Annotated in this window: 25 protein-coding genes; 4 read left to right on the top strand and 21 right to left on the bottom strand. The window is 63.1% G+C overall.

Going from position 1 to position 24,210, the window contains the following annotated elements; translation table 11 throughout:
• Positions 1-44 precede the first annotated feature (44 nt).
• Positions 45-2,387, top strand: coding sequence for a DNA translocase FtsK (locus CO671_RS24735; RefSeq protein ID WP_097608099.1), 2,343 nt, complete (start codon positions 45-47; stop codon positions 2,385-2,387).
• A 35-nt stretch (positions 2,388-2,422) separates the two neighbouring features.
• On the opposite strand, the gene CO671_RS24740 is transcribed toward CO671_RS24735, so the two are convergent.
• The 15 genes from CO671_RS24740 to phnG all read right to left on the bottom strand — a co-directional run bounded on the left by CO671_RS24740 (position 2,423) and on the right by phnG (position 15,052).
• Positions 2,423-2,926 (bottom strand): GrpB family protein, encoded by a 504-nt coding sequence (locus tag CO671_RS24740; protein WP_097608100.1) that lies wholly within the window; start codon positions 2,924-2,926, stop codon positions 2,423-2,425.
• Between the two features lie 18 nt (positions 2,927-2,944).
• Positions 2,945-3,541 (bottom strand): phosphonate metabolism protein/1,5-bisphosphokinase (PRPP-forming) PhnN, encoded by a 597-nt coding sequence (phnN, locus tag CO671_RS24745; RefSeq protein WP_097608101.1) that lies wholly within the window; start codon positions 3,539-3,541, stop codon positions 2,945-2,947.
• Entirely contained in the window at positions 3,538-4,677 is a 1,140-nt protein-coding gene (locus CO671_RS24750; RefSeq protein ID WP_097608102.1) for an alpha-D-ribose 1-methylphosphonate 5-triphosphate diphosphatase, read from the bottom strand. Before CO671_RS24750 ends, phnN begins: the two co-directional genes overlap by 4 nt.
• Positions 4,678-4,691: 14 nt before the next feature.
• Positions 4,692-5,387: a DUF1045 domain-containing protein gene (locus tag CO671_RS24755; protein ID WP_097608103.1), complete on the bottom strand. Its 696-nt coding sequence runs from the start codon at positions 5,385-5,387 to the stop codon at positions 4,692-4,694.
• Positions 5,388-5,507: 120 nt separating this feature from the next.
• A complete protein-coding gene (gene phnE / locus CO671_RS24760) occupies positions 5,508-6,860 on the bottom strand; it encodes a phosphonate ABC transporter, permease protein PhnE (RefSeq protein WP_097608104.1) in 1,353 nt (450 codons plus the stop codon).
• Positions 6,860-7,840, bottom strand: a complete 981-nt coding sequence (gene phnE, locus CO671_RS24765) for a phosphonate ABC transporter, permease protein PhnE (RefSeq protein ID WP_097608105.1) — start codon at positions 7,838-7,840, stop codon at positions 6,860-6,862. The genes phnE (CO671_RS24760) and phnE (CO671_RS24765) overlap by 1 nt, the downstream gene beginning before the upstream one ends.
• 69 nt (positions 7,841-7,909) lie before the next feature.
• Entirely contained in the window at positions 7,910-8,821 is a 912-nt protein-coding gene (phnD, locus tag CO671_RS24770; protein WP_097581302.1) for a phosphonate ABC transporter substrate-binding protein, read from the bottom strand.
• 69 nt (positions 8,822-8,890) lie between these two features.
• Positions 8,891-9,733, bottom strand: a complete 843-nt coding sequence (gene phnC / locus CO671_RS24775; protein WP_097608156.1) for a phosphonate ABC transporter ATP-binding protein — start codon at positions 9,731-9,733, stop codon at positions 8,891-8,893.
• Between the two features lie 119 nt (positions 9,734-9,852).
• Entirely contained in the window at positions 9,853-10,470 is a 618-nt protein-coding gene (locus CO671_RS24780) for a DapH/DapD/GlmU-related protein (RefSeq protein ID WP_097608106.1), read from the bottom strand.
• Positions 10,467-11,174, bottom strand: a complete 708-nt coding sequence (gene phnL, locus CO671_RS24785; protein WP_097608107.1) for a phosphonate C-P lyase system protein PhnL — start codon at positions 11,172-11,174, stop codon at positions 10,467-10,469. Before phnL ends, CO671_RS24780 begins: the two co-directional genes overlap by 4 nt.
• Positions 11,175-11,211: 37 nt before the next feature.
• Positions 11,212-11,988, bottom strand: a complete 777-nt coding sequence (gene phnK / locus CO671_RS24790) for a phosphonate C-P lyase system protein PhnK (RefSeq protein WP_097608108.1) — start codon at positions 11,986-11,988, stop codon at positions 11,212-11,214.
• The gene (locus CO671_RS24795; RefSeq protein WP_097608109.1) at positions 11,985-12,860 is read right to left on the bottom strand and encodes an alpha-D-ribose 1-methylphosphonate 5-phosphate C-P-lyase PhnJ; all 876 of its coding nucleotides are present in this window, start codon (positions 12,858-12,860) and stop codon (positions 11,985-11,987) included. The genes phnK and CO671_RS24795 overlap by 4 nt, the downstream gene beginning before the upstream one ends.
• Positions 12,857-13,963: a carbon-phosphorus lyase complex subunit PhnI gene (locus CO671_RS24800; RefSeq protein WP_097608110.1), complete on the bottom strand. Its 1,107-nt coding sequence runs from the start codon at positions 13,961-13,963 to the stop codon at positions 12,857-12,859. Before CO671_RS24800 ends, CO671_RS24795 begins: the two co-directional genes overlap by 4 nt.
• Before the next feature lie 4 nt (positions 13,964-13,967).
• Positions 13,968-14,576, bottom strand: a complete 609-nt coding sequence (gene phnH, locus CO671_RS24805) for a phosphonate C-P lyase system protein PhnH (RefSeq protein ID WP_097608111.1) — start codon at positions 14,574-14,576, stop codon at positions 13,968-13,970.
• The gene (gene phnG / locus CO671_RS24810; RefSeq protein ID WP_097608112.1) at positions 14,576-15,052 is read right to left on the bottom strand and encodes a phosphonate C-P lyase system protein PhnG; all 477 of its coding nucleotides are present in this window, start codon (positions 15,050-15,052) and stop codon (positions 14,576-14,578) included. The genes phnH and phnG overlap by 1 nt, the downstream gene beginning before the upstream one ends.
• Positions 15,053-15,215: 163 nt before the next feature.
• Here phnG and phnF point away from each other — a divergent pair, with 163 nt between their 5' ends.
• The gene (gene phnF, locus CO671_RS24815; RefSeq protein WP_097608113.1) at positions 15,216-15,953 is read left to right on the top strand and encodes a phosphonate metabolism transcriptional regulator PhnF; all 738 of its coding nucleotides are present in this window, start codon (positions 15,216-15,218) and stop codon (positions 15,951-15,953) included.
• Positions 15,954-15,992: 39 nt separating this feature from the next.
• Here the strand turns inward: phnF and CO671_RS24820 are convergent, their stop codons facing one another.
• From CO671_RS24820 to mepA, 6 genes are all read right to left on the bottom strand, one after another.
• On the bottom strand, positions 15,993-16,628 hold the full coding sequence (locus CO671_RS24820) for a 2,3-bisphosphoglycerate-dependent phosphoglycerate mutase (RefSeq protein ID WP_097608114.1): 636 nt from the start codon (positions 16,626-16,628) through the stop codon (positions 15,993-15,995).
• 21 nt (positions 16,629-16,649) lie between these two features.
• Positions 16,650-17,474, bottom strand: a complete 825-nt coding sequence (gene dapB, locus CO671_RS24825; protein ID WP_097608115.1) for a 4-hydroxy-tetrahydrodipicolinate reductase — start codon at positions 17,472-17,474, stop codon at positions 16,650-16,652.
• A gap of 15 nt (positions 17,475-17,489) precedes the next feature.
• On the bottom strand, positions 17,490-19,277 hold the full coding sequence (locus tag CO671_RS24830; protein ID WP_097608116.1) for an ABC transporter ATP-binding protein: 1,788 nt from the start codon (positions 19,275-19,277) through the stop codon (positions 17,490-17,492).
• A gap of 122 nt (positions 19,278-19,399) precedes the next feature.
• Positions 19,400-20,425, bottom strand: coding sequence for a glucokinase (locus tag CO671_RS24835; RefSeq protein ID WP_097608117.1), 1,026 nt, complete (start codon positions 20,423-20,425; stop codon positions 19,400-19,402).
• Positions 20,426-20,442: 17 nt separating this feature from the next.
• Positions 20,443-20,823: a methylglyoxal synthase gene (locus CO671_RS24840; protein ID WP_097581316.1), complete on the bottom strand. Its 381-nt coding sequence runs from the start codon at positions 20,821-20,823 to the stop codon at positions 20,443-20,445.
• Positions 20,824-20,907: 84 nt separating this feature from the next.
• Positions 20,908-22,005 (bottom strand): penicillin-insensitive murein endopeptidase, encoded by a 1,098-nt coding sequence (gene mepA / locus CO671_RS24845; RefSeq protein ID WP_097608118.1) that lies wholly within the window; start codon positions 22,003-22,005, stop codon positions 20,908-20,910.
• 47 nt (positions 22,006-22,052) lie between these two features.
• Between mepA and CO671_RS33440 the strand changes: the two genes are divergently transcribed.
• Both CO671_RS33440 and CO671_RS24850 read left to right on the top strand, forming a co-directional pair.
• Positions 22,053-22,259 carry a hypothetical protein gene (locus CO671_RS33440; RefSeq protein WP_141514488.1) on the top strand — a complete coding sequence of 69 codons (207 nt, stop codon included), beginning with the start codon at positions 22,053-22,055 and terminating at the stop codon, positions 22,257-22,259.
• On the top strand, positions 22,260-24,089 hold the full coding sequence (locus tag CO671_RS24850) for an extracellular solute-binding protein (RefSeq protein WP_097608119.1): 1,830 nt from the start codon (positions 22,260-22,262) through the stop codon (positions 24,087-24,089). It begins immediately after the preceding gene.
• Positions 24,090-24,210: the final 121 nt, after the last annotated feature.

The following is a 24,210-nucleotide window of genomic DNA, read 5'->3' on the forward strand; positions in this document are numbered from 1 at the left end:
CCGGTAGGGTCGTAATTTGTTAGGCATGAGTGAGTAGCGGACGCATGCGTTTTCCCAGAACCAATTTGACGGATGCCGCAGATTTTTCCAGCGGGCTTGAAACGGAGCTTGCGGAGGAAAATCCCGGTGAAAAGCCGGCGGCGCCGATCTGGCAGAGCAACTTTTCGCTCGCGCCGAATGTTCGCTTCACGCGCACCCCGGAAACGCTGATCAGCCGGCGCCGTCCGCCGAACGAGCCCGTTCGCGACGAACCGCAGCTCGAACAGCAGGCGATCCGGATCGAACCGGTCGCCGTCGATGTGCCGTTCGACATCTATCTGCCGGAGCCGAGCGAGCTTGCCGCAGCGCCGGCTGCGATGGTCGAGATGCCGCAGCCGCCGGCCGCCGGCCGGGCGGAGGCGCCTGCCTTGCGCGCTGCTTCCGAACTGTCTTCGATTTCCGATTTCGCCTTCTGGGAAGTCATGGCCTTCGAAGAGGGCGAGCCGGTCCGCACACCCTCGATCGTTGTCCCGAAGATCGAGACCACGCCCGAATCAATCACGGCCCTGTTCCGTGTCATGGAATGGCGTCCGGGCGCGCCGAAACCGGCTTCCGCCGCATCGCGCCCGATCCAGCCGGCGGCCGCAACCCCCGCATCGCGAGCTCCGCGGCCGCCGGCCGCGATCTCCCTGGAAAAGCCGGTGCGTGCTGCGGAGCCGATTGTGCTGGCGCCGAGAAGCGTGCCCCAGGCATCCCAGACCGCGCCAATGCCCCAGGCAACACCGTTGCCCCAGGCAGCGCCGGCGCCTCGGTCGACGCCTCCAGTCGCCGCCGTCCTGCCGTCGCCGCGCCTGATGGCAAGACCGGAAAAGGTCGATGCGTCAGGCTATGAGTTCCCGCCGCGCGCCCTGTTGCAGGAGCCGCCGGAACGGCTTGGCGAGATCATGTCACAGGAGACGCTGGAGCAGAATGCCGGTCTTCTGGAAAGCGTGCTCGAGGATTTCGGCGTCAAGGGCGAGATCATTCATGTCCGCCCCGGCCCCGTCGTCACCCTCTATGAATTCGAGCCGGCGCCCGGCGTGAAGTCATCGCGCGTCATCGGCCTTGCCGACGATATCGCCCGCTCGATGTCGGCGCTTTCGGCCCGCGTCGCCGTCGTTCCCGGCCGCAACGTCATCGGCATCGAACTGCCGAATGTCACCCGTGAAACCGTCTATTTTCGCGAGATGATCGAGAGCCAGGATTTCGACAAGAGCGGCTATAAGCTGGCGCTCGGCCTCGGCAAGACCATTGGCGGCGAGCCTGTCATCGCCGAGCTTGCGAAGATGCCGCATCTGCTCGTCGCCGGCACCACCGGCTCGGGCAAGTCGGTCGCCATCAACACGATGATCCTGTCGCTGCTCTACCGCATGACGCCGGAACAGTGCCGGCTGATCATGGTCGACCCGAAGATGCTCGAACTCTCGGTCTATGACGGCATCCCGCATCTGCTGACGCCCGTCGTCACCGACCCGAAGAAGGCGGTCATGGCGCTGAAATGGGCGGTGCGCGAGATGGAGGAGCGTTATCGCAAGATGTCGCGCCTCGGCGTGCGCAACATCGACGGTTATAATGGCCGCGTCTCCCAGGCGCGCGAAAAGGGCGAGACCATCCATATCATGGTCCAGACCGGCTTCGACAGGGGAACCGGTGCGCCGGTCGAGGAGCAGCAGGAGCTGGATCTCGCGCCGATGCCCTATATCGTCGTCATTGTCGACGAAATGGCCGACCTGATGATGGTCGCCGGCAAGGAGATCGAAGGCGCGATCCAGCGTCTGGCGCAGATGGCGCGTGCGGCCGGCATTCATCTGATCATGGCGACGCAGCGCCCGTCGGTCGATGTCATCACCGGCACGATCAAGGCGAACTTCCCGACCCGCATCTCCTTCCAGGTCACCTCGAAGATCGACAGCCGCACCATTCTCGGCGAACAGGGCGCCGAGCAGCTGCTCGGCCAGGGCGACATGCTGCACATGCAGGGCGGCGGCAGGATTGCCCGCGTGCACGGTCCCTTCGTTTCGGATGCCGAGGTCGAAAAGGTCGTTGCTCATCTGAAGACCCAGGGGCGCCCCGAATATCTCGACACCGTTACCGCCGACGAAGAGGAAGAGCCGGAAGAGGAAGAGGCCAGCGCCGTGTTCGACAAGAGCGCCATGGCCTCCGAGGATGGCAACGAGCTCTACGAGCAGGCAGTCAAGGTCGTCATGCGCGACAAGAAGTGCTCGACCTCCTACATCCAGCGCCGCCTCGGCATCGGCTATAACCGCGCCGCCTCATTGGTCGAACGCATGGAAAAGGAAGGCCTCGTCGGCCCGGCCAATCACGTCGGCAAGCGCGAGATCGTATCGGGACGAGGCGACAGCGACTGATCGGGGACGGCCGGAGCGCCGCAGCCGCTTCGGTCTCACGTTCTCAACGTGGCCAATCGTATCGTCTCGTTGACAAAGGCCGATTTCCCGCCGGTATAAAAATCCCAGTCGCCGTCCGCCTCCGCGGCCAGCCGGCGTTTGAGATCGGCATAAGCTTCGGCCCTGTCGGTATGATCCCTGAGATAGTCGCGAAACAGGATGCGCTGCCGATGCGCGAGGTTGGCGGGGTCGCAAAGATAGAGCTTGAAGCCATAGGCTTGGTGATCTCGAGTGAAGGCCCAGCGTTTCTCTCCCAAGTCGCCGTGGAAGACAAAATCGGCAGCGCGCAGGATGTCGATAGCCGCCGGCAGAACGTCGTCTGAGATGGTGACGACATCGAGGTCGATCTTCGGCTTGGCCGCCAGGCCAGGCACCGACGTGCTACCGATATGGTCGATGGACAGCACGACATCGCCGAGCAGGACGGAGATCTCGGCGCTGATTTCGGCAAAGCGCTGCGGCCAGGATGGGTCGTAATCGACGACTTTGATGGCGCGCATCCTGCCTCTCTGTTGCGGTCAATGCACCTCGGTGAGCAGCCCGTCGAGGATCGCGACCATCTTCTGCTTGGCCTCTTCGAGCGAGCCGCTATTGTCGAGCTCCGTCACGTCGTAGTCGCCGCGCACCGTCAGCGGCCCGCGGGCGAGTCTCGCCATGATATCCTCATGCGTCTCGCGCCCGCGCGCCTCCAGCCGGCTGGCAAGCACTTCGGGGCGGGCGGTGACGTTGATCACCTTGAGCCGCGGAAAAGCGGCGTGGAAACGGTGAAGCGCCGAACGCGAACCATTGGCGACGACGACATGGCCGCGGGACAGTGCCACCGAGACCTCGGCCGGAATACCGTATTTCAGGCCGTGCGCCTCCCACCAGACGGCGAAGGAGCCCGACTGTTCCATCGCCGTAAAGCCTTGGAGGGAGACGGAAAGATGGTCTTCGCCGCCGGCGTCGCGGTGGCGGGTGATGACGCGGCGGGTGAAGTGAATGTCGGCGCGGCCGGCGAAATGTCGGGCGGCAAGGTTCATCAGCGTGTCCTTGCCGGCGCCGCTCGGCCCAACGACGACGACCATGATGCCGCGCTCGGCTCCGGCTCCGGGATGGGGTTCGTGCGGCGTCATGCGACACGGCGTCCCTGGCGCCAGACGGAGCGTGTCACCGGCACGCCATGCGAGCGGTGGACGCGGACGAGATCGGCACGCAGCCCGGTTGCGATCCGGCCGCGATCGTCGAGGCTGACGGTGCGGGCGGGCGTCGACGTCACCATCGCGATCGCCTTCGGCAGCGTGATGCTCTCGACCTCGTCGGCGAGGATGAAGGGCGCATGCAGCAGGCTGAGCGGCACGTAATCGGAGGACAGCACGTCGAGCACGCCCATCTCGGCGAGGTCGCGGGCGGCGATATTGCCGGAATGGGATTTGCCGCGCACGATGTTCGGCGCCCCCATCAGCACGCTCATGCCGTGCTCATGCGAGGCTCGGGCCGCATCGAAGCTGGTCGGGAATTCGGCAAGCCGCACGCCGTTGTCGATCGCCTCGTCGACATGGGCGAGTGTGGCGTCGTCATGGCTTGCGACCGTGATGCCACGCTCGGCGCAGACCTTGGCGATGGCGTTGCGGTGCGGCGTCGAATTGCGCGCCGATTCCGCCTGGCGCTTGGCGACGAAACGGGCGAAGACCTCGTCGCTCAAGCCCCGCTTCTTCTGGTAGTAGAAAATGTACTGATCCATCGTCTGGAACTGCCGCTGGCCGGGCGCATGATCCATCAGCGAGACGAGCCGCACATGCGGATCGTTTTCGAAATCGGCGAAATGTTCGAGCACATTGTCGGCCGAAACCTCGCAGCGCAGATGGAGCAAGTGTTCGGCGCGCAGCCGCCCTTCCTTCTCCGCCGACTGGATGGCATCGGCCATCTCGCGCATCTCGCCATGTTCGAAACCGCCGTCCTCATCCGCGCCCATGCGCAGGCAGTCGAAGACCGTGGTGATACCCGATGTGACGATCTGGGCGTCATGCGCCTGGACCGCCGCCGTCTTGTTCCAGCGGATGCCGGGACGCGGCTGATAATGGCCTTCGAGATGGTCGGTGTGCAGCTCGACGAGGCCGGGAATGATGAAGTCGCCTTCGAAATCTTCGCCGGCTACCGAATTGCCTTCGGAGATGTCGGCGATCTTGCCATCACGAATGAGCATCGAGCCGAGGAGGATATCGTCCTCGAGAACGATGCGGGCGTTGGAAAACACGGTCTCTTTGCTCATAAGCCTTTGATCTTTCAGCGTTTGGCGCCGGAAAGCGGCAGCCAGGAATGAACTTTGAACGGGGCGCCGCGCGTCTCCTCGGTGAAGACGGCAAGGCCGGAAATCGAGAGCGGCCGGCCGGTGAAACCGGCAAAACGCTCGGCCAGGATCGCTTTCATCACTGCGGCGCGCGTCTCCGGTACCTGGCCGCTCAGCGTCATGTGAAAGCCGAAATCCTCCATGACGTAAGGATAACCCCAGCGATGCAGATTGGCGCGCTGGCTGTCGCTGAGCTTCTCCGGATTGCGTCTGTTGGTGTCGGCCTCGGAGAGTGCGGCGCGAAACGGCTCGAAGGATTTTACCACCTTCGCGGCGAAATCCTGAAGCGGTTGATGAAGAGAACCGGGAACAAGGGCAAAAAAACGGCCGAGTTGGCCAAGCACAAGCTCGGGAATCTCGAAGGCCGGCGTACTGGCGGCAAATTCCTCCACAACTGCCATGAGATCCTTCTCGGTGACGGAGGCGGCAAGTGAAAACGGCGCCTTGATCGTGGCGTGAAAACCGTAGCGTCGCGGGTCGGCGGTCAGCTCGAACTGCTCTGCCGCACTGAGCGTCTCATGCTCCGGCGCAGGATAGGCCTCGCCGGTGAATGCATCGCGGCCGAGCCAGCGCGAGGCGGCGCCGGTCAGGGGATCATCCTTCGGCGGCGAGAAATAGAGAGCGTAGCGCAAGGCATTTATCCTGGGGATCGTCGAGACGGGGGAGCGCAATGTGCAGTGATTTGGCGGCCAACCGCAAGCAGGCTCCCGGCTAAAAGATTTCGGTGACAGAATGATGATGGCGGCAGCTTGTCAGTGGTTCTTTTTCCCCATCACGCGCGAGCGCAGCGCATTCGAGAGGTTGTCGAAGGCGAAGACGACCAGGAGTATCAGAAGCACCATGTAGGCGACTTTGTCCCAGTCCGAGTTGGTCTTCATGGATTCCAGCAATTTCAGGCCAATGCCGCCCGCACCGACGGCGCCGATGACGGTTGCCGAACGGGTATTCGACTCCCAGAAATAAAGTGACTGCGAGATGAAGACCGGCAGGACTTGTGGAACGACGCCGAAACGTTGAACGGCAACTGGCGCTGCACCCACCGACTTGACGCCCTCACGCTGCTTGTCGTCGATGTTCTCGAGGGCTTCGGCGTAGACTTTTCCGAGCGCGCCCGTATCGGTGAAGAAAATCGCCGCGATCCCGGGAAGCGGCCCCGGGCCGAAGGCACGGGTGAAGAACAACGCCCAGATCAGCATATCGATCGACCGCAGGAAATCGAAGAGCCGCTTCGTGGCCCAGTTCACGGCGCGGTTGCGCATGATGTTGCGTGCGGCGATGAAGGCGAGCGGAAAAGCAACCAGGGTGCCGAATAATGTGCCGACGAAGGCCATGACGAGTGTCTGCATCAGTTTCGACAGGATGTCGCCGTGTTGCCAGCTCGCATTGTTGAGGAAGTTGTCTAACGCCAGCGACACGTTGGATTGATTTGCATCGAGCCGTGCGCCGGAGAACATCAGGTCGACGACCTCGGGCAGGCTGCGGCCCCAGAAGGGCGATTGCGTATCGAAGAAGAAGTTCGCCCAGCCGAGAAAGCGGCGCTGTACGTAGACCTGGCTGGTGCGGATTTCTGCCTGTCCGGAAAAACCGTAATAGACATTCACCTTGTTGTCGTCCTGCTGCATCTGGACCGGCGCATCGGCAGGCAAAGAGGCACGGTCGCGGGTGATGGTGACGGGATAGAGCTTGCCGTCGATATAGACGTCCACGCGGCTTGGGCTCACTTCCAGGCGGTCACCGTCGCTACCGAAGGTGACAGTGTATCTGTGCCCATCGGCACTGGGCTTCAGCCAGTCGATCTCAGCGCCTTCGGGATACTGGCGACGGCTTGTCCATTGTGGGACGACCTGATCGTTCTGGAAACGCAGGCGCGGCTGGGCACGCCAGGAATACCAGTCCTGAACATAGATCGCTGCGCGATCCCAGTTGCCGTTTACGAAAGTCGGAATGACGTTGAAGAAGGCGAAGCAGAAGGCAAGGTAGACGAGGACTGCCGCAGAGATGAGGAGAAGGCCCCATCGCTGCATGAAGCTGCGATGGAAGACGTCCGGATAGGCGGCCAGCAGGCGGTTACGTTCGACAGCGTTCATGGTCAGAGCAGAGGACATCACGCCGCTCCCCGGCCAAATTCGAAAGACTGCCGGCCGATCAGCCGTTGACGCAGCCAGGCGGAAAATTGATCGACGCAAATGACCGTGATCAGCAGCAGGATGATGATTGCGTAAGTCTTGGCGGCATGGTCGCGGCCAATCGAAAGGCTGAATACTTCGCCGATGCCGCCGCCGCCGACGGCGCCGATAATGGTCGAGGCACGCACATTTATTTCGGTGCGCAGCAGGGTGTAGGAGACGAAGTTCGGGAGCACCTGCGGCAGGATGGCAAAACGTACACGCTCCAGCCAGCCGGCGCCGACGGCGCGCAGGCCTTCATCCGGCTTCATGTCGGCATTCTCGACAACTTCAAAGAACAGCTTTCCAAGCGCGCCGACGGTGTGGAACCACACTGCGATGATCGCCGAGATAGGGCCGATCGACAGGATCGCCGCGAGAAGACCGGCGGTGACGATCTCTGGAAAGGCGCGCATGATCTCCATGATGCGCCGCACGATCCAGCGCGTGACACCTGCACCGACGAGATTGGTGGACGCGAAAAAGCAGAGCAGGAACGCGCCGCTCGCACCCAATATGGTGGAGACGATGGCGATGTTGAGCGTAATCGCGAGCTCGTAGAAGAGATTCGGTATGTAGAAACTGTCGGTGATCCAGACGCGGTCGCTTGTATAGTCGTATTTTATCGAACCGTCGGAGTAGGGCGACGGCAGGTCGAACATGGCGCGGAAGATCTCCAGCGGGCTGTCCGGCACGAAGCTCTTCATGAAATCGAAGAAATAGGGCAGGCGCTCAAAGAACTTGCCCGAGTTGGCGCTGTTGGCGAAATCGAGCGAAGTGCCGAGGATAATCAGGAAGATCACGATGGAGACGGCCGTATAAATCCGGCGGGTTCGGACTTGGCTCTGGTAATTGTCGAGGATCGTACGGGAGCTTTCCTGCAGTCCGTTCAGATGATCCGCTCCGGCCGAGTGCGCCATATGTGGCTCCCTTAATTGGAACGCGGCGGCATCATGACGATGCCGCCGGAAGATTGCACAGACCGAGGATCAGCCGCCGATGACGGCTTTGCGAGCATCGATGATCGTCTGGTAGAAGCTCTGGTCGACCGGCGACCAGTCAACGTAGCCGCCGCCGGTGAACGATTCGAAGCAGCTCATGTCCTTCTTCGGCAGCTCTGCGAAGTAAGCGGTAACTTTCTTCTGGAGATCGGCCGGCAGCTTCTGGGACACCATCAGCGGGCCATTCGGGATGAGCGGCGACTTCCAGACCTGGACGATATCGTCCATGTCGAGCAGACCCTTCGCGACCATCTGGTGCAGGTTGCCTGAGGTGTAGCCCTGTGCCCAATCGCCCTGAGCGGAACCGAAGGTGGTGCCGACATCGAACTTCTTGTCGAGAACACCGAGGACGAGGTTTTCGTGGCCGCCGCCAAAGCCGGTTTCAGAGAAATACTGCTTGACGGGAACGCCGATGTCCTTCGGCAGGGCAACGTTCGGGACAAGGTAGCCCGAGGTGGAGTCCGGATCGGCAAAGCCGAGCTTCTTGCCCTTGGCGTCGGCGAGCGTCTTGATGCCTGAATCTTTGCGGGCCACCATGATCGAGTAGTAGCCGGTCGAACCGTCGGCCTGCTTGGTCGTGAGAACCGGGGTAACGGCGTTCGGATCCTTGAGGTAGATAGCCGCGTACGAGGAGGCACCCATGACGGCGAGATCGATCGTGCCGCCGAGAAGGCCCTGTATGACGCCGTTATAGTTCGGCGACGGGAAGAGCTGCACTTCGGAAACGCCGGTGGCGGCGATCAGGCCCGGCTTGACGCACTCGGTACGGCGCACCTGGTCGGCTTCGTTTTCACCGCCATCGAGACCGATGCGGAGGACTTTGACGTCCTGAGCGGCGGCATTGCCGGCGAGGGCGGCGACGGCGATGGTTGCCATCAAAATCTTGCGGAATGCAGACATGGAAGTCTCCTGTTGTGACGTGGCTTGTCAGTTGGTTCTCCGGCCGTTGTCCCGTCGGCCGGACACGGGTCAATGCATGGCGGCTGTTTTGGCCATCATGCCGGATGATGGGGCCCCGGCGCGGCGCGTGGATTCGAGGCTGGTCGACGTCATGGTTTCGTCGATGCCGGCGCCATCCTTGTCCGTCCCGTAGATCGCCTTCACCGCTTCGGCGGTCAGCTCGGACGGCTTGCCGTCGAAGACCACGCGGCCGCCGGCCATGCCGACGATGCGCTCACAATAGTTGCGGGCGGTATCGAGCGTGTGCAGGTTGGTGATGACGGTGATGCCCTCGCGCTCGTTGATGTCGCGTAGCGCATCCATGACGATCTTGGCGTTCAGCGGATCGAGCGAGGCGATCGGCTCGTCGGCAAGAACCATCTTCGGGTTCTGCATCAGCGCGCGGGCGATCGCCACGCGTTGCTGCTGGCCGCCGGAAAGCGTGCCGGCCGCCTGCAGTGCCGTCTGCTCGATGCCGAGGCGTTCGAGGGCCGCGATCGCGTGCACGCGTTCCTCGCGGGTGAAGATGTTGAGCAGGCTCAGGAACGTCGAGCGGTGATTGAGGCGGCCGAGCATGACATTGGTGAGAACATCGAGGCGCGGCACCAGGTTGAACTGCTGGAAGATCATCGCGCAGTCGCGCTGCCAGTTGCGCAGCGCCCGGCCGCGAAGCCCGGAGACCTCGACACCGGCGAATTGGATGGAACCGGAGCTCGGCTCCTGAAGCCGGTTGATCATGCGCAGGAGCGTCGACTTGCCGGCGCCGGAACGGCCGATGACGCCGACCATCTGGCCCTGGGGAATGGCGAGGGTGACGGTATCGACGGCGAGCTTGTTTCCGAAACGGCGGGTGACATCCTTCAGCTCGAACATCATGCTCTTTCCCCTTGCACTCCAGGCCTTGGTCAGCATCGCCTTAGTCCCGCTTGATGAACCTCAAATGTCATATTTGTGTAGTTCGTGTCACAAATCGCCGCGCCTATATCGGAGGTTTAACCGTCGTAGCGGGCCAGGAAATCTTCCGCGCTCAGGTTGCGAAAATCTTGCAGCGCCAGGCGCAGCCGGTCGTGCTCCCAGTCCCACCAGGCGAGCCGGTCCATACGTTCGCCGACCGCTTTCGAAAACCGCTCGCGGATGAGTTTGGCCGGCACGCCGCCGACGATCGAGTAAGCCGCGACGTCCTTGGACACGACGGCGCCGGCGCCGATCACCGCGCCGTTGCCGACGCTGACGCCCGGCAGGATCGTCGCCCCGTGGCCGATCCAGACGTCGTTGCCGATCGTCACGCGGCTTGCGCGCCGCCAGGCGAAGAAATCCTCCTCCGTGTCGGCGTCCGGCCAGTAGTCGGCGGCGCGATAGGTGAAATGATGCAGCGTCGCCCGCCAGGTCGGATGGTTGGTGGCGTTGATGCGCACGGCGGCGGCGATATTGACGAACTTGCCGATCGTCGCGCACCAGACGGAGCCGTCCTGCATGATGTAGGAATAGTCGCCGAAGGTCGCCTCGCTGATGCGGCAGCGCTCCGACACTTCCGTATAGCGCCCGAAGGTGGAATCGCTGACGGAGGCCGTCTCGTGGATAGAGGGTTCGATATCAAGTTTGCGGCTCATGCGGCGATCTTTCGCGGCGAGAACTGCTGGACGTCGAGAATGCGGTCGGCGACCGCTTCGCGCACTTCCTCGTCGTGGAAGATGCCGAGAAGGGCGACGCCCGCCTGCTTCTTTTCCGAGATCATGCTGACGACGACGGCGCGGTTGCGGGCATCGAGCGAGGCTGTGGGTTCATCGAGAAGCAGGATCGTATGCTCGGTGATGAAGCCGCGGGCGATATTGACGCGCTGCTGCTCGCCGCCGGAGAAGGTGGCGGGCGGAAGCTGCCACAGCGCCTCCGGCAGATTGAGCCGGGCAAGCAGGGCGCCCGCCTTTTCCCGCGCGGCGCCGGCTTCCTCGCCACGCGCCACCAGCGGTTCGGCCACCACGTCGATCGCCGCGACGCGCGGCACGGTGCGCAGGAACTGGCTGACATAGCCGAGCGTATTGCGCCGCACGTCGAGCACGGTGCGCGGATCGGCGGCGGCGAGATCGACGACGCGCCCGTCGTGGCGGATGAGGATCTGGCCGGTGTCGACGGCGTAATTGCCGTAGATCATCTTCAGCAGCGAGCTTTTGCCGATGCCCGACGGGCCGCCGAGCACGACGCATTCGCCTGATGCGACCGAGAAGGCGACATCGTAGACGACGGGTAGCCGGATGCCGTCGCGCAGGTGCATGGTGAAGCTCTTCGAGACTTCGGAAACGACGAGGGGCGTTGGCATGATGTCTTCTTCCCTGGTTTTGGACCTGCAGCGGCGCTCAGACCTGCAGGATCGAGGAAACGAGCAGTTGCGTGTAGGGTTCGCGCGGATCATCGAGCACCCGGTCGGTGAGCCCGTGTTCGATGACGCAGCCGTCCTTCATCACCATCATGCGGTGCGACAGAAGCCGGGCGACGGCGAGATCGTGGGTGACGATGATGGCCGAGAGGCCGAGATCGTTGACGAGGCCGCGCACGAGATCGAGCAGGCGCGCCTGTACCGAGACGTCGAGGCCGCCGGTCGGCTCGTCCATGAAGACGAGGCGCGGGCCGGTGACGAGGTTGCGGGCGATCTGCAATCGCTGGCGCATACCGCCGGAAAAGGCGCGCGGCTGGTCGTCGATGCGGTCGGCGTCGATCTCGACGCGTTCCAGCCAGTCGATGGCGGTGGAGCGGATCTTGCCGTAATGCCGGTCGCCGATCGCCATGAGGCGTTCGCCGACATTGGCGCCGGCCGAAACCGTCATGCGCAGCCCGTCGGCCGGGTTCTGGTGCACGAAGCCCCAGTCGGTGCGCATCAGGAAGCGGCGCTCGGCCTCGTTCATATGGTAGAGGTCGCGGTAGCTGCCGTCGCGCATGTTGTATTCGACACTGCCGGTGGTCGGCATCAGCCGGGTGGAGATGCAGTTCAGCAGCGTCGTCTTGCCCGAGCCGGATTCGCCGACAATGGCGAGCACTTCGCCGGGCCAGAGCTCGAAGGACACATTGCGGCAGCCGATGCGGTTGCCATAGAACTTCGAGAGGTCGTTGACTTTGAGGAGCGGCGTATCGGTCATTCTGCAGCCTCCCGGGCCAGCATTTCGCCGGCATGTCCGTGTGCCCGGCGATCTTCGCAATGGTCGGTATCGGAGCAGACGAACATGCGCCCGCCTTTGTCGTCGAGGATCACCTCGTCCAGATAGACGTCCTCGGCGCCACAGAGAGCGCAGGGCTTGCAGAAGCGCTGGATTTCGAAGGGATGGTCTTCGAAATCCAGGCTGACGACGTCGGTATAGGGCGGCACGGCATAGATGCGCTTTTCGCGGCCGGCGCCGAAAAGCTGCAGCGCTTCCGACTTGTGCATCTTGGGATTATCGAATTTCGGCGTCGGCGAGGGATCCATGACGTAGCGGCCATGAACCTTGACCGGATAGGCATAGGTCGTGGCGATGCGGCCGTTGCGGGCGATATCCTCGTAGAGCTTCACGTGCATGAGACCGTATTCTTCCAGCGCATGCATTTTGCGCGTCTCCGTCTCACGCGGTTCGAGGAAGCGCAGCGGTTCGGGGATCGGCACCTGGTAGACGAGCACCTGGCCGGCCTTGAGCTTTTCCTCAGGGATGCGGTGGCGCGTCTGGATGATCGTCGCCTCGCCTGTATGCGTCGTCACCGCGACATTGGCGACCTTCTGGAAGAAGGCACGGATGGAAACGGCGTTGGTCGTGTCGTCGGCGCCCTGGTCAATGACCTTCAGCACGTCGTCGGGTCCGATGATCGAGGCCGTCACCTGCACGCCGCCGGTGCCCCAGCCGTAGGGCATCGGCATTTCGCGCGAGGCGAAGGGCACCTGGTAGCCGGGAATGGCGATCGCCTTCAGGATGGCGCGGCGGATCATCCGCTTGGTCTGTTCGTCGAGATAGGCGAAGTTGTAGCTGGCCAGATCGCTCATTCGGCGGCCTCCTTCATGTCTTCGTCGCTGTTGCGGGCGGCTTCGAATTCGCGGCGCATGCGGCGGACGAGATCGAGTTCGGCCTGGAAGTCCACATAATGCGGAAGCTTCAGATGCTCGACGAAGCCGGTTGCCTGGACGTTGTCGGAATGCGAGATGACGAATTCCTCGTCCTGGGCCGGCGCGGTGATATCCTCGCCGAGCTCTTCGGCGCGCAATGCACGATCCACCAGCGACATCGCCATCGCCTTGCGCTCGCTCTGGCCGAAGACGAGACCGTAGCCGCGGGTGAATTGCGGCGGCGCCTTGGCAGAGCCCTTGAACTGGTTGACCATCTGGCATTCGGTGATCTGGATCGTACCGAGCGAGACGGCGAAACCGAGTTCCGGCACGTCGAATTCGACTTCGACCTCGCCGATGCGGATCTCACCGGTGAAGGGATGGTTGCGGCCGTAGCCGCGCTGGGTGGAATAACCGAGCGCCAGCAGAAAGCCTTCGTCGCCGCGGGCGAGCGCCTGCAGGCGCAGGTCGCGGCTCATCGGGAATTCCATCGGCTCGCGCGTCAGGTCGCCGACCTCGTGATCCTCCGGCATGTCGCCATCGGCCTCGATCAGGCCTTCCTCGCCGAGGATTTCGGAGACGCGCATGACGCGGCCGGTCTCGGCGGTGCGCTGTGCCGGCGTTTCGACTGCCTCGTCGGCAAGCAGCGACGGGTCGAGCAGCCGGTGCGTATAGTCGAAGGTCGGCCCGAGAAGCTGGCCGCCCGGCAGATCCTTGTAGGTCGCCGAGATGCGCCGTTCGATCGTCATATCAGCCGTGTCGAGCGGCTTGGAATAACCGAAGCGCGGCAGCGTCGTGCGATAGGCGCGCAGCAGGAAGATCGCCTCGATCATGTCGCCGCGCGACTGGCGGATGGCGAGTGCGGCGAGCGTACGGTCGAAAAGCGAGGCCTCGGCCATGACCCGGTCGACGGCGAGCGCCAGCTGCGCGACGATCTGGTCGATGCCGATCGCCGGCAGCGACCGGTCGCCGCGCCGGCGGTCGGCAAGCAGGCGGTGGGCATTGGCGATGGCGGCCTCGCCACCCTTGACGGCAACATACATGAGCTCAGATCTCCGTTGCTGTGATCTTGGTGGTGCGCGGCAGGCAGAGGAAGCGCTTGCCCGAGGTCAGCACGATGTCGATGCCGCGCGGAAAGAGCGCGCGGTTCTCGGTCCAGAGCCGCAGGAAGGTCTCCGGCAGGCCAACCGGCGCAATGTCCGCGACACTCTGGATGCCGGGGCCGATCAGCGCCAGCCTGCGCCCACCCTCGAGGTTGGAAAGTTCGATGATGAGCGTCGTCGAGCGGTCGGGATATTCCTGCGTGCCAGAGGCGAAGAGGCCGAAGGGGCAAAGCGCAGTTCCGGCTTCCGTGAAGGCGAAGCGTGCCTCGGCCTTCTCCTTGGTCAGCGGCGCGCCGGCGTGGAAGCCGAGCCATTCCGGCACGGTGGATTTTGTCAGCCCCTGCGAAAGCCAGACCGGCGTGTCGTGGTCGCAAAGCGTCAGCGCGATCGCGCCGGCGGCGATGCCGAGCGGCGCAGGCGGCGCGACATCGGGCTGAACGGTCTGGATCGTCCCGGGACGGGCCATGCCGTCCATCAGCATCTTGAAGACGCTCTGGGCATGGAAGACCGGCTCGGCAAAGCCGCCGGTCAAGGCTTCCGTCTTGAAACCCATCAGTTGTCTCCCCGCACCATGGTGAAGAAATCGACGCGGGTCGCCGCCGTCTCGTCGGCCTTGCGGCGTTCGGCATCGGCGATCCGCTCAGTGATCGGTAAAAGCAGCGCCCGTTCGACGAAATCCTTCGTCGCCTCCTCCTGCCAGAGCGCATCGAAGATCGCCGCAAGCCGCGCCTTCTCACGGTCGGTGCCGAGCGCCTGCGCATGGCCGACCGAGCCGGAGTCGAGCCGGACCGTCGCGCGCGTCACCGTCACTTCGCCAAGATTGAAGGGAGCGCCGCCGCCGCCGATGCGTCCGCGCACCATCACCAGCCCGGTCTCCGGTCCACGCACCGGATGCGCCGCAGGCTTTTGCGGCAACGCATCCCAGGCCGCCGAGAGTTCGCTGCGCTCTGCGCGCGCCAGCAGATCGGCGACGCGTTTGCGCTCCGATGCCGTCTGTGACGCAGCGTTGTTGCTGTCCGCTGATATCATCGCCGCTTCCTCTAAAATGTCTATTGATATAGACAATCATACAAGCTATATCTAGTCCTAAATCGATGCCGTGACAAGCGTGTGACATCCTGCAGCGCGGCCACGTCTTTTCAGGCGCGTGTAGAGTGTTAAAAAGGCGCGAAATGGCAGGGCAGGGGATGGAATGGCGGGACTGAAGCAGGTGCAAAGGCAGACCGGCGTGGCGCTCTGGCGCCAGATCGCCGACCGGATTCGCGAGGCGATCGGCAATGGAGCCTATGATGAAACCGGAATGGTGCCGCCAGAAACCGTTCTGGCGCTGCAATTCGGCGTCAACCGGCATACGGTGCGCAGCGCCTTGGCAGCCTTGGCACAGGAGGGCATCGTCCGGGCGGTGCAAGGTCGCGGCACGCTGATCGAACGCAAGGAGCGGCTGAATTTCCCGATCACCAGGCGCACCCGTTTTACCGCCGGCATCGGCGATCAGGCGCGCGAGATGCGCGGCCTGTTGCTCGATGAGGTGAAGGAGGAGGCGAGCCCCGAGATCGCCCGCTGGCTGGGGCTGAAGCCGGGAGCAACGGTGATCCGGCTGGAAACGCTGCGCGAGGCCGACAAGCGGCCGGTGTCAAAAGCGACGAGCTGGTTTCCCGCCGAGCGTTTCGCCGGGATCGGCGAGGCCTACCGCAAACATCAATCGATCACCAAGGCTTTCGCCGAACTTGGGTTGGCGGATTATGTCCGGGCGACGACCGAGGTGACGGCGGCCCATGCCGATACGGCCGATCTGGCCGATCTCGAACTCACGCCCGGTGCGATCCTTCTGATCGCCAAGGCGATGAATACCGATCTCGACGGCGTGCCGGTGCAATATTCGATCAGCCGGTTCGCGGCCGACCGGGTGCAGTTCACCATCGAGAACTGAGGACGGCCTTCCCTGTCGGTGCAGGGAAGGCCGTTGGCTTCAATGTGCGCCGGACATGTCGCCGAGCACTTCCTTGGAAGCGACGGTGGAATCGGCGTTCAGCTTGTAGACCATGGGAACGCCGGTCGCGAGGTTGAGGGCAAGTACGCCTTCCTTGCTCAGCTTGTCGAGCACCATGACGAGCGAGCGCAGCGAATTGCCGTGTGCGGCAACCAGCACCTTCTCGCCCCTGAGCACGCGCGGCAGGATCTCCGTGAGATAATAAGGCCAGACGCGGGCGCCGGTGTCGCGCAGGCTTTCGCCGCCAGGAGGCGGCACGTCGTAGGAGCGGCGCCAGACATGGACCTGTTCCTCGCCCCATTTGGCGCGGGCATCGTCCTTGTTGAGCCCGGAGAGGTCGCCGTAGTCGCGCTCGTTCAGCGCCTGATCGCGGATCGTCTGCAGATCGGGCTGGCCGACCTTGTCGAGGATGAGCTTCAGCGTGTGTTGGGCGCGCACCAGCGCCGAGGTATAGGCGACGTCGAATTTGATCCCGTATTCGGCAAGTGCTGCGCCGCCGGCATTGGCTTCCTGGACGCCGAGTTCAGTCAGATCGGGATCCTTCCAACCGGTGAAGAGATTCTTCAGGTTCCAGTCGCTCTGGCCGTGGCGAACGAGGACGAGGGTTCCACTCATGAATATGTCTCCGAAATGTCGTTATTGGGAAGAAAGCCCGAGCACGTCGAGCATGGAATAGAGACCCGGCTTCTTGTCGCGCGCCCAGAGAGCCGCCTTGATGGCGCCGCGCGCGAAGATCGAGCGGTCGGCCGCACTGTGCGACAGGGTGACGATTTCGCCTTCTCCGGCGAAAAGCACGGAATGCTCGCCGATGACGGAGCCGCCGCGCAGCGTCGCAAAGCCGATCGTGCCGGCTTGCCGAGCGCCGGTATGGCCGTCGCGCACCCGGACCGATTTCGCGGCCAGATCGATGCCGCGCCCCTTGGCCGCTGCCTCGCCGAGAAGAAGCGCGGTGCCGGAAGGCGCATCGACCTTGTGCTTGTGATGCATTTCCAGGATTTCGATATCCCAGTCATCAGGATCGAGCGCCCGGGCGGCCTGCTCGGCGAGCACGCTGAGCAGATTGACCCCGAGGCTCATATTGCCCGACTTGACGACGCGGGCATGGCGGGCGGCCGCGGCGATCCTGGCATTGTCGTCTTCCGAGCAGCCGGTGGTGCCGACGACATGGACGATGCGGGCCTGGGCAGCGAGGCCCGAAAACTCCACCGTCGCCGCCGGCGAGGTGAAGTCGAGCACGCCCTCGGCATGCAGGAAGGCATTGAGCGGATCGTCGCCGATGATGACGCCGGTCGGGCCGAGCCCGGCAATCTCGCCGGCATCCTTGCCGACGAACGGCGAACCGGGGCGCTCGACGGCGGCATGCAAAGTCACGCCCTCGATGGAATGGATGAGCCGGATCAGCGTCTGTCCCATGCGCCCTGCCGCGCCGACCACCACCAGTTTCATCGCAGCATTGCTCATTTCAGTCTCACCAGGTCAGTTTAGATCGGAGGCCGAAGGCCTCTGCAAATTGTTGAGGCGAGCGTAAAGACCGTCGCTGACCTTCGCAAGCGTCTCGTGATTGCCTTCTTCCACGACCCGGCCCTGCTGCATGACGACGATCTTGTCGGCGCGCACCACGGTTGAAAGCCGGTGGGCGATGACGACGACGGTGCGTCCGGTCATCGCCTCGTCGAGCGCCTTCTGCACAGCGGCTTCGGATTCGGTGTCCAGCGCCGACGTCGCTTCGTCGAGAAGCAGGATCGGCGCATTGCGCACCAGGGCCCGCGCAATCGACAGCCGCTGGCGCTGGCCGCCCGACAGCGTCACGCCGTTTTCGCCGACCGGCGTATCGTAACCCTGCGGCTGGGCGCAGATGAAATCATGCGCATAGGCAAGCCGGGCTGCCTCCTCTACCTCGGCATCGGTCGCTTCCGGCCGGCCGTAGCGGATATTGTCGCGGATCGTGCCCTCGAACAGGTAAGGCTGCTGCGAGACATAGGCGAGCTGCTGGCGCAGCGACTTCTTGGTGATGTGGGCGATGTCCTGCCCGTCGATCAGGATCTCGCCCTCGCGCGGGTCGTAAAAGCGCGGAATGAGGTTGATGACCGTTGATTTGCCGGCCCCCGAGGGTCCGACCAGGGCCGTCGTCGCGCCGCCCTCGGCGATGAAGCTGACGCCGCTCAACACGCTCTCATTGCCGTAGCCGAAGGAAACGTTGCGGAATTCGATCTTGGCTTGCGTCACCGTCAGCGGCTGAGCATCCGGCAGGTCGCGCTGGCGCGGCTCCATGTCGAGCAGTTCGTAGATCATCCGCGCATTGACGACGGCGCGCTCCATCTGCACCTGCAGGCGCGCAAGCCGACGGGCCGGGTCATAGGCCAGCAGCAAGGCGGTGACGAAAGAGAAGAAGGCGCCCGGCGGCACGTTGTAATAGATCGAGCGGTAGGCGGCATAGGCCAGCACGCTGGCGACGGCAAAGCCCGCGAAGCTCTCGGTCAGCGGCGAAGTGCGTTCTGAAAGCCGGGCAATCCGGTTTGCTCGGTTTTCGGCGCCTTTGATCAGTTTATTGACCTTGCGTTCCAGCTCCTCTTCCATCGTGAAGGCTTTCACGATGGCAATGCCCTGGATCGTCTCCTGCATGGCGCCCAGCACGTGGCTGTTCAGATGCACGGCCTCGCGGGTTGCCGAGCGCAACCGTTTGGAAACATAACGCAACGCATAGAGCAGCGGCGGCGCCATGATGAACACGGCAAGGCTGAGCAGCGGGTCCTGGAGGACCATCACGCCGATCAGCGAAACGAAGGTCAGGAGGTCGCGAACCGTCGAGGTGATCGTCAGGTTGAGCACGTCGCGGATGCCGCTGACGTTCTGACTCACCTGCGCGGCGATATGGGCCGAGCGCGCCTCGCTGAAGAAGCCGACGGAAAGCGTCATCAGATGCGCATAAAGGCGGCGCTGATATCGGGCGACGATATCGTTGCCGACCTTGGAGAGCGCCACCGCCTGACCGTAACTCGCAAAACCGCGCAGCACGAAGGCGACGAAAATCGAAAGACAGATGATCCAGACGACGTCGGCGCGGCGATTGGCGAAGGCCTCATCGATGATCGCCCGCATGATCCAGGCAGTGAACGCCGTCGAAAGCGCCACGATGATGAGGCAGGCGATCGCGAAGACATAACCCCAGAGATGGTCGCGGCCGTTTTCAGCGATGATGCGCTTCAGGATGCCGGTGACGGTATCGCTGCTGACGCTCTGCTTTCTGCTTTCCGCCGCTTCCAATAATGAGCTTTCCTGTCTCGACCCAACGCGGCGCAGGGGCGACGCGTGCTTTTGGCGGCTCTATAAAGAGTTGGGATCGGTTTGGCTAGAGTGCGGCGCGTCCGGGTGGGACGCGCACTGGATCAGCGCCGCCAGCGGCGGCCTTCCGTCGAGACGCCGAAATTGGCCGGCATGCGCGCATAGGAGGAAAGCCCGGCAAGGGCTGCCAGCGGATGCGTCACGACATAGGTCGGGATGGTGCGAAGCAGGGCGGTGTGCGGCGCCTTGTCCTCGAAGGCCGCGCGGAATTCCGGCTTCTTCAGGGCCGGGAGAATCTTCTGCGAGATGCCGCCGGAGAGGTAGACGCCGCCGCGTGCCATGAACACCATCGCCATGTCGCCGGCCACGCGGCCGAGATAGGTGGCGAATAGCGAGACGGTCTCGACGGCGGCCTTGTCGCTGCCGGCAAGCGCGTGCGAGGTGATGTCGGCCGGATCCTTCATCGTCGGCTGGATGCCGTCGACGATGCAGATGGCGTTATAGAGATTGACGAGGCCGCGCCCGCAGAGGATCTGCTCGGCCGAGACGCGGCCTTCGATCGTCTCGATATGCGGAAAGATCTCATAGTCGCGCTTGCTGCGCGGCCCGAGATCGATATGGCCGCCTTCGCCGGGGACCGGGATCCAGCTGTGTTGGGCATGCACGAGCCCGCCGACGCCGAGGCCGGTGCCGGGTCCGAGCACGACGCGCGACGCGATCATGTCGCCGGTGGCATTGCCGATACGCTCGCGGTTTTCATCCGACAGGGCGGCGATCGCCAGTGCCTGTGCCTCGAAATCATTGACGACGAGCACGTCCTCGATGCCGAGGCCCTCTATCATCGTTCTCGGCCGCACCACCCAGTCGCAATTGGTCAGCGGGATCTCGTCGTCGTTGATCGGGCCGGCGACGGCGAGGATCGCCGAGCGCGGCTGCACCGCGGTCTTGTCGAGCACGCCCTTTTGGATCGCTTCGTCGATCGTCGCGAAATCCGCCGTGCGCACGTTCGGAAACTGTTTCGGCTCGGCATAGGCATCGGACAGGATGGAGAAGCGGGCATTGGTGCCGCCGATATCGCCGATCAGGATCGGGAAGGGCAGCGGAGCGGTGCTGTGGTTCGGTTTTGGCATGGCCGGTTCCGTGCTGATCAGGCTTCGAGGGTGGGAAGGAGCTTTATAGCGGTCGCATGGTTGAGAGCCATCGGAATGTCGTAGACGATCGCCAGCCGCATCAGCGCCTTCACGTCGACATCATGCGGCATCGGCGTCAGCGGGTCGACGAAGAAGATCAAGGCATCCACCTCACCGGTCGAAATCAGCGCGCCGATCTGCTGGTCGCCCCCAAGCGGCCCGCTTTTCAGCCTGACGACGTCGAGGTCGGGCACGGCATCGAGCACCCGCCCGCCGGTCGTGCCGGTGGCGACGATCTTCCAGCGCGAGAGAAGGTCCTTATTGGCGCGGGCGAACGCGGCCATGTCGTCCTTCTTCTGATCATGCGCAATCAATGCGAGGCATTTGCCGCCGGCCATCAATCCCTCCGACCCAATAATTCAATCGATTTGACCGCTTCTATACCAAGAATTTGCGATTTGAAAGACAGCGCCGGGCGCTCCTCATTGGACCACCGGCTTGTCGTTCGGAACCGGGCCGACATCGGGCAGTTCTCCGTCGTCATCGTCGGCGGCCGGCGCCGCCGCCGGCGCGGCGGCAAGCGCGCTCGCGGCAGAAGGTCCGCCCGCGGCGGAAGGTCCGCCGTAGGTGGCGGCCTGCATCGAGGTGACGGAAGCGGCGTCGAGCACGGCGGCGCAGGCCTTCGGCATGTCGGAGACCATCATCTCGCGCGGCGGCTTCGGCGGCTTGGCGTCGGGTTTTGGCGGTTTCGGCGGCGCCCAAGGCGCCGGCGTGAACCAATAAGCGAGCGACTTGTCGCAGCCGTCTCCCGCGGCGACGGCTGCTTGCGGGGTGCATCCGGCTGCACCGGGCGGGCACTTCATACGGATGTGAAAATGCGAGTCATGGCCGTATATCGGCCGGAGCTTGCCGAGGTTGGTGCGATCGCCCGTCCAGGTGTCGCACATCTTTTTCTTGATGGCGGGATTGACGAAAATGCGCTCCACCTGGGGATAGCTTGCCGCCAGCATCAAGAGCCGCGCCCGCGATTCCGTCCATACTTTGGGATTGACGGTCAGGAACTTGTTCTTTTGCAGCATGGTGGTGAAAGGCAGGTTCTCGCGCTCCTCGGCCGTCAGGCGGCGCGCCGGCATCGGCGTGAACCATATATCGGCATCGAGGCCGATCTGGTGCGAGGAATGGCCGTTGAGCATCGGCCCGCCGCGCGGCTGGGCGATGTCGCCGACGAGAATGCCCGGCCAGCCGGCATAGTTGACCGCATCCTGCGAAAACCGTTCCAAGAGCGCGATCATCGCGGGATTGCCCCAGCGGCGGTTGCGCGAAAGCCGCATCGCCTGCCAGGTCGGCCCGTCGGTCGGCAGCGCCACAGCGCCGGTCATGCAGCCCTTGGCATAAAAGCCGATCGGCTGCGCCGGCCCCTGCGTCGGCAGGCTGGCGCCTGCGAATAGCGCCTTGGCGCTGCCCGGGCTTGGCGTCTTCTGCTCGGCGCCGACGTCGCCGGCGGCAAGGCCTGCGCCGATTGCGCCGGCGAGCGCCAGTCTGCCGAATGTCCTGAAAGTCTGAGCGAAGCCGAATGCCATGCTGTTCCCTTGAGTCGATGCCGAAGTGATTTGCGCTGGAATCTATCGTGAAAAGCGATTTTGGTGAATCGATGATTTGGCGGACAGGCGCAGGAGGAACCGGTGACGGATCGCCGCAGCGCCGCCGAAGCCGCCCTTGGACAGGAGCTGGCGGTCTCAAAATTTCGCTAGCCCGGCAAAAACCAAACTCTTTCCTGTTTTTCGCCCCTATTTCTCGTATTGTCGAATCCATCAATATTCAGGGGAAAGTGTGAATGGCTCTGTGGTCGAAGATCGGATTGTTTCTATCGCTTGCGGGGCCCCTGGTGCCGTTGACGGCAGCGGCTGAGGAGCAGCCGTTCCAGATAGGAAGCTCGGTCATCAGCGAGATGAAATACAAGCCGGGCTTCGCCCATTTCGATTACGTCAACCCCAATGCTCCGAAAGGCGGCGACCTGCGCCTTTCCGCAAGCGGCGCCTTCGACACCTTCAACCCGCTGCTGGCCAAAGGCCAGACGGCGGTAGGCCTGTCGCTCGTATACGACACCTTGATGAAGCCCGCTGATGACGAGCTGCTTGTGTCCTATGGCCTGCTTGCCGAAGGGCTGTCCTTCCCCGCCGATGTTTCGAGTGCGACCTTTCGCCTGCGCAGGGAGGCAAAATGGGCGGACGGGCAGCCGGTCACGCCCGAGGATGTCATCTTCAGCCTGGATAAGACCAAGGAGCTCAATCCCGTCACCGCGAACTACTATCGGCACGTGGTAAAGGCCGAAAAAACCGGCGATCGCGACGTCACCTTCACTTTCGACGAGAAGAACAACCGCGAGCTTCCGAATATTCTCGGCCAGTTGGTTGTCGTGCCGAAACATTGGTGGGAGGGGCAGGGATCGGACGGCAAGCCCCGCGATATTTCAAAGACGACGCTCGAGCCCGTAATGGGGTCTGGACCTTATAAGATTGCATCCTTCTCGCCCGGAGCGACGATCCGTTATGAACTGCGCGACGACTATTGGGGCAAGGATCTCAATGTGAATGTCGGCCAGAACAATTTCCGCAACGTCATCTACACCTATTTCGGTGATCGGGACGTCGAATTCGAGGCCTTTCGCGCCGGCAACAGCGACTATTGGCAGGAAACCACAGCTGCCCGCTGGGCGACGGGATATGATTTCCCTGCAGTGAAGGAAGGACGCGTCAAGAAGGAGGAAGTCAAAAATCCGCTGCGCTCCACCGGCATCCTGCAGGCGCTCGTGCCCAACATGCGGCGCGACCTGTTCAAGGACATCAGGGTCCGCCAGGCGCTGAATTACGGTTTCGATTTTGAGGAGCTGAACCGCACGGTTGCCTTCAACAGCTACAAGCGCATCGACAGCTACTTCTGGAACACCGAACTCGCCTCCACCGGCCTGCCGCAGGGACGTGAACTGGAAATATTGCAGGGCATGAAGGACAAGGTTCCGCCCGAGGTCTTCACGACGCCTTACACCAATCCCGTCGGCGGTGACCCGCAGAAAAGCCGCGACAACCTTCGAAAGGCGATTGCACTGCTGAAAGACGCTGGCTGGGAGATCAAGAGCAATCGCATGGTCAATACCAAGACCGGCCAGCCGATGAGCTTTGAGATACTGTTGTCGAGCCCCATGTTGGAGCGCTGGGCGGTCCCTTATGCCAACAATCTCAAGAAAATCGGTATAGATGCGCGCGTGCGGACAGTCGATGCGTCGCAAGCTGTCAACCGCGAACGCAGCTTCGACTACGATATGATCTGGAATGTCTGGGCGCAGTCGATGAACCCCGGCAACGAGCAGGCCGACTATTGGGGATCCGGCTCGGTGAACCAGCAAGGCTCCCAAAATTATGCCGGCATCGCCAATCCGGCGGTCGACGAACTCATCCGCATGATCATCTTCGCGCCGAACCGCGATGAACAGCTCGCGGCAATCAAGGCGATGGACAGGGTCCTGCTTGCAAACCACTACGTCATTCCGCTGTTCTATCGCGGTACCCAGAACATCGTCTATTGGAACACGATTACCCATCCGGCCGAATTCCCGGCTTACAGCCTTGGCTTCCCCGATGTCTGGTGGTCAGCCTCGGCAAAATGAGCGGGCTTGCAATGCTGGGGCTCTGGGCTCCAAATGGCACGAGCGAATCACGGAAAGCCGGCAGGGCCGGCAAGGGAAGGCTGGCGGATTGAGCGGCATTAGACTGGACGGCAGGCAGACA

It is taken from the genome of Rhizobium sp. M10, assembly GCF_002531955.1.
GTDB lineage: Bacteria > Pseudomonadota > Alphaproteobacteria > Rhizobiales > Rhizobiaceae > Rhizobium > Rhizobium etli_C.

Coding starts and splice junctions, on each gene's coding strand:
- phnD (WP_097581302.1), bottom strand. CDS start 8,821: ATGTCTGCATTCCGCAAGATTTTGATGGCAACCATCGCCGTCGCCGCC.
- CO671_RS24750 (WP_097608102.1), bottom strand. CDS start 4,677: ATGAGCAAAGAGACCGTGTTTTCCAACGCCCGCATCGTTCTCGAGGAC.
- CO671_RS24780 (WP_097608106.1), bottom strand. CDS start 10,470: ATGAGCCGCAAACTTGATATCGAACCCTCTATCCACGAGACGGCCTCC.
- phnE (WP_097608104.1), bottom strand. CDS start 6,860: ATGTCCTCTGCTCTGACCATGAACGCTGTCGAACGTAACCGCCTGCTG.
- phnL (WP_097608107.1), bottom strand. CDS start 11,174: ATGCCAACGCCCCTCGTCGTTTCCGAAGTCTCGAAGAGCTTCACCATG.
- CO671_RS24800 (WP_097608110.1), bottom strand. CDS start 13,963: ATGTATGTTGCCGTCAAGGGTGGCGAGGCCGCCATCGCCAATGCCCAC.
- CO671_RS24740 (WP_097608100.1), bottom strand. CDS start 2,926: ATGCGCGCCATCAAAGTCGTCGATTACGACCCATCCTGGCCGCAGCGC.
- phnC (WP_097608156.1), bottom strand. CDS start 9,733: ATGTTCGAGCTGAAGGATGTCACCCGCCGTTTCGGAAACAAGCTCGCC.
- dapB (WP_097608115.1), bottom strand. CDS start 17,474: ATGAGCAATGCTGCGATGAAACTGGTGGTGGTCGGCGCGGCAGGGCGC.
- CO671_RS24835 (WP_097608117.1), bottom strand. CDS start 20,425: ATGCCAAAACCGAACCACAGCACCGCTCCGCTGCCCTTCCCGATCCTG.
- phnF (WP_097608113.1), top strand. CDS start 15,216: ATGGCGGGACTGAAGCAGGTGCAAAGGCAGACCGGCGTGGCGCTCTGG.
- CO671_RS24850 (WP_097608119.1), top strand. CDS start 22,260: ATGGCTCTGTGGTCGAAGATCGGATTGTTTCTATCGCTTGCGGGGCCC.
- phnE (WP_097608105.1), bottom strand. CDS start 7,840: ATGGCGCACTCGGCCGGAGCGGATCATCTGAACGGACTGCAGGAAAGC.
- phnH (WP_097608111.1), bottom strand. CDS start 14,576: ATGGGTTTCAAGACGGAAGCCTTGACCGGCGGCTTTGCCGAGCCGGTC.
- phnK (WP_097608108.1), bottom strand. CDS start 11,988: ATGACCGATACGCCGCTCCTCAAAGTCAACGACCTCTCGAAGTTCTAT.
- CO671_RS24820 (WP_097608114.1), bottom strand. CDS start 16,628: ATGAGTGGAACCCTCGTCCTCGTTCGCCACGGCCAGAGCGACTGGAAC.
- phnG (WP_097608112.1), bottom strand. CDS start 15,052: ATGATATCAGCGGACAGCAACAACGCTGCGTCACAGACGGCATCGGAG.
- CO671_RS24795 (WP_097608109.1), bottom strand. CDS start 12,860: ATGAGCGATCTGGCCAGCTACAACTTCGCCTATCTCGACGAACAGACC.
- CO671_RS24735 (WP_097608099.1), top strand. CDS start 45: ATGCGTTTTCCCAGAACCAATTTGACGGATGCCGCAGATTTTTCCAGC.
- phnN (WP_097608101.1), bottom strand. CDS start 3,541: ATGACGCCGCACGAACCCCATCCCGGAGCCGGAGCCGAGCGCGGCATC.
- mepA (WP_097608118.1), bottom strand. CDS start 22,005: ATGGCATTCGGCTTCGCTCAGACTTTCAGGACATTCGGCAGACTGGCG.
- CO671_RS24840 (WP_097581316.1), bottom strand. CDS start 20,823: ATGGCCGGCGGCAAATGCCTCGCATTGATTGCGCATGATCAGAAGAAG.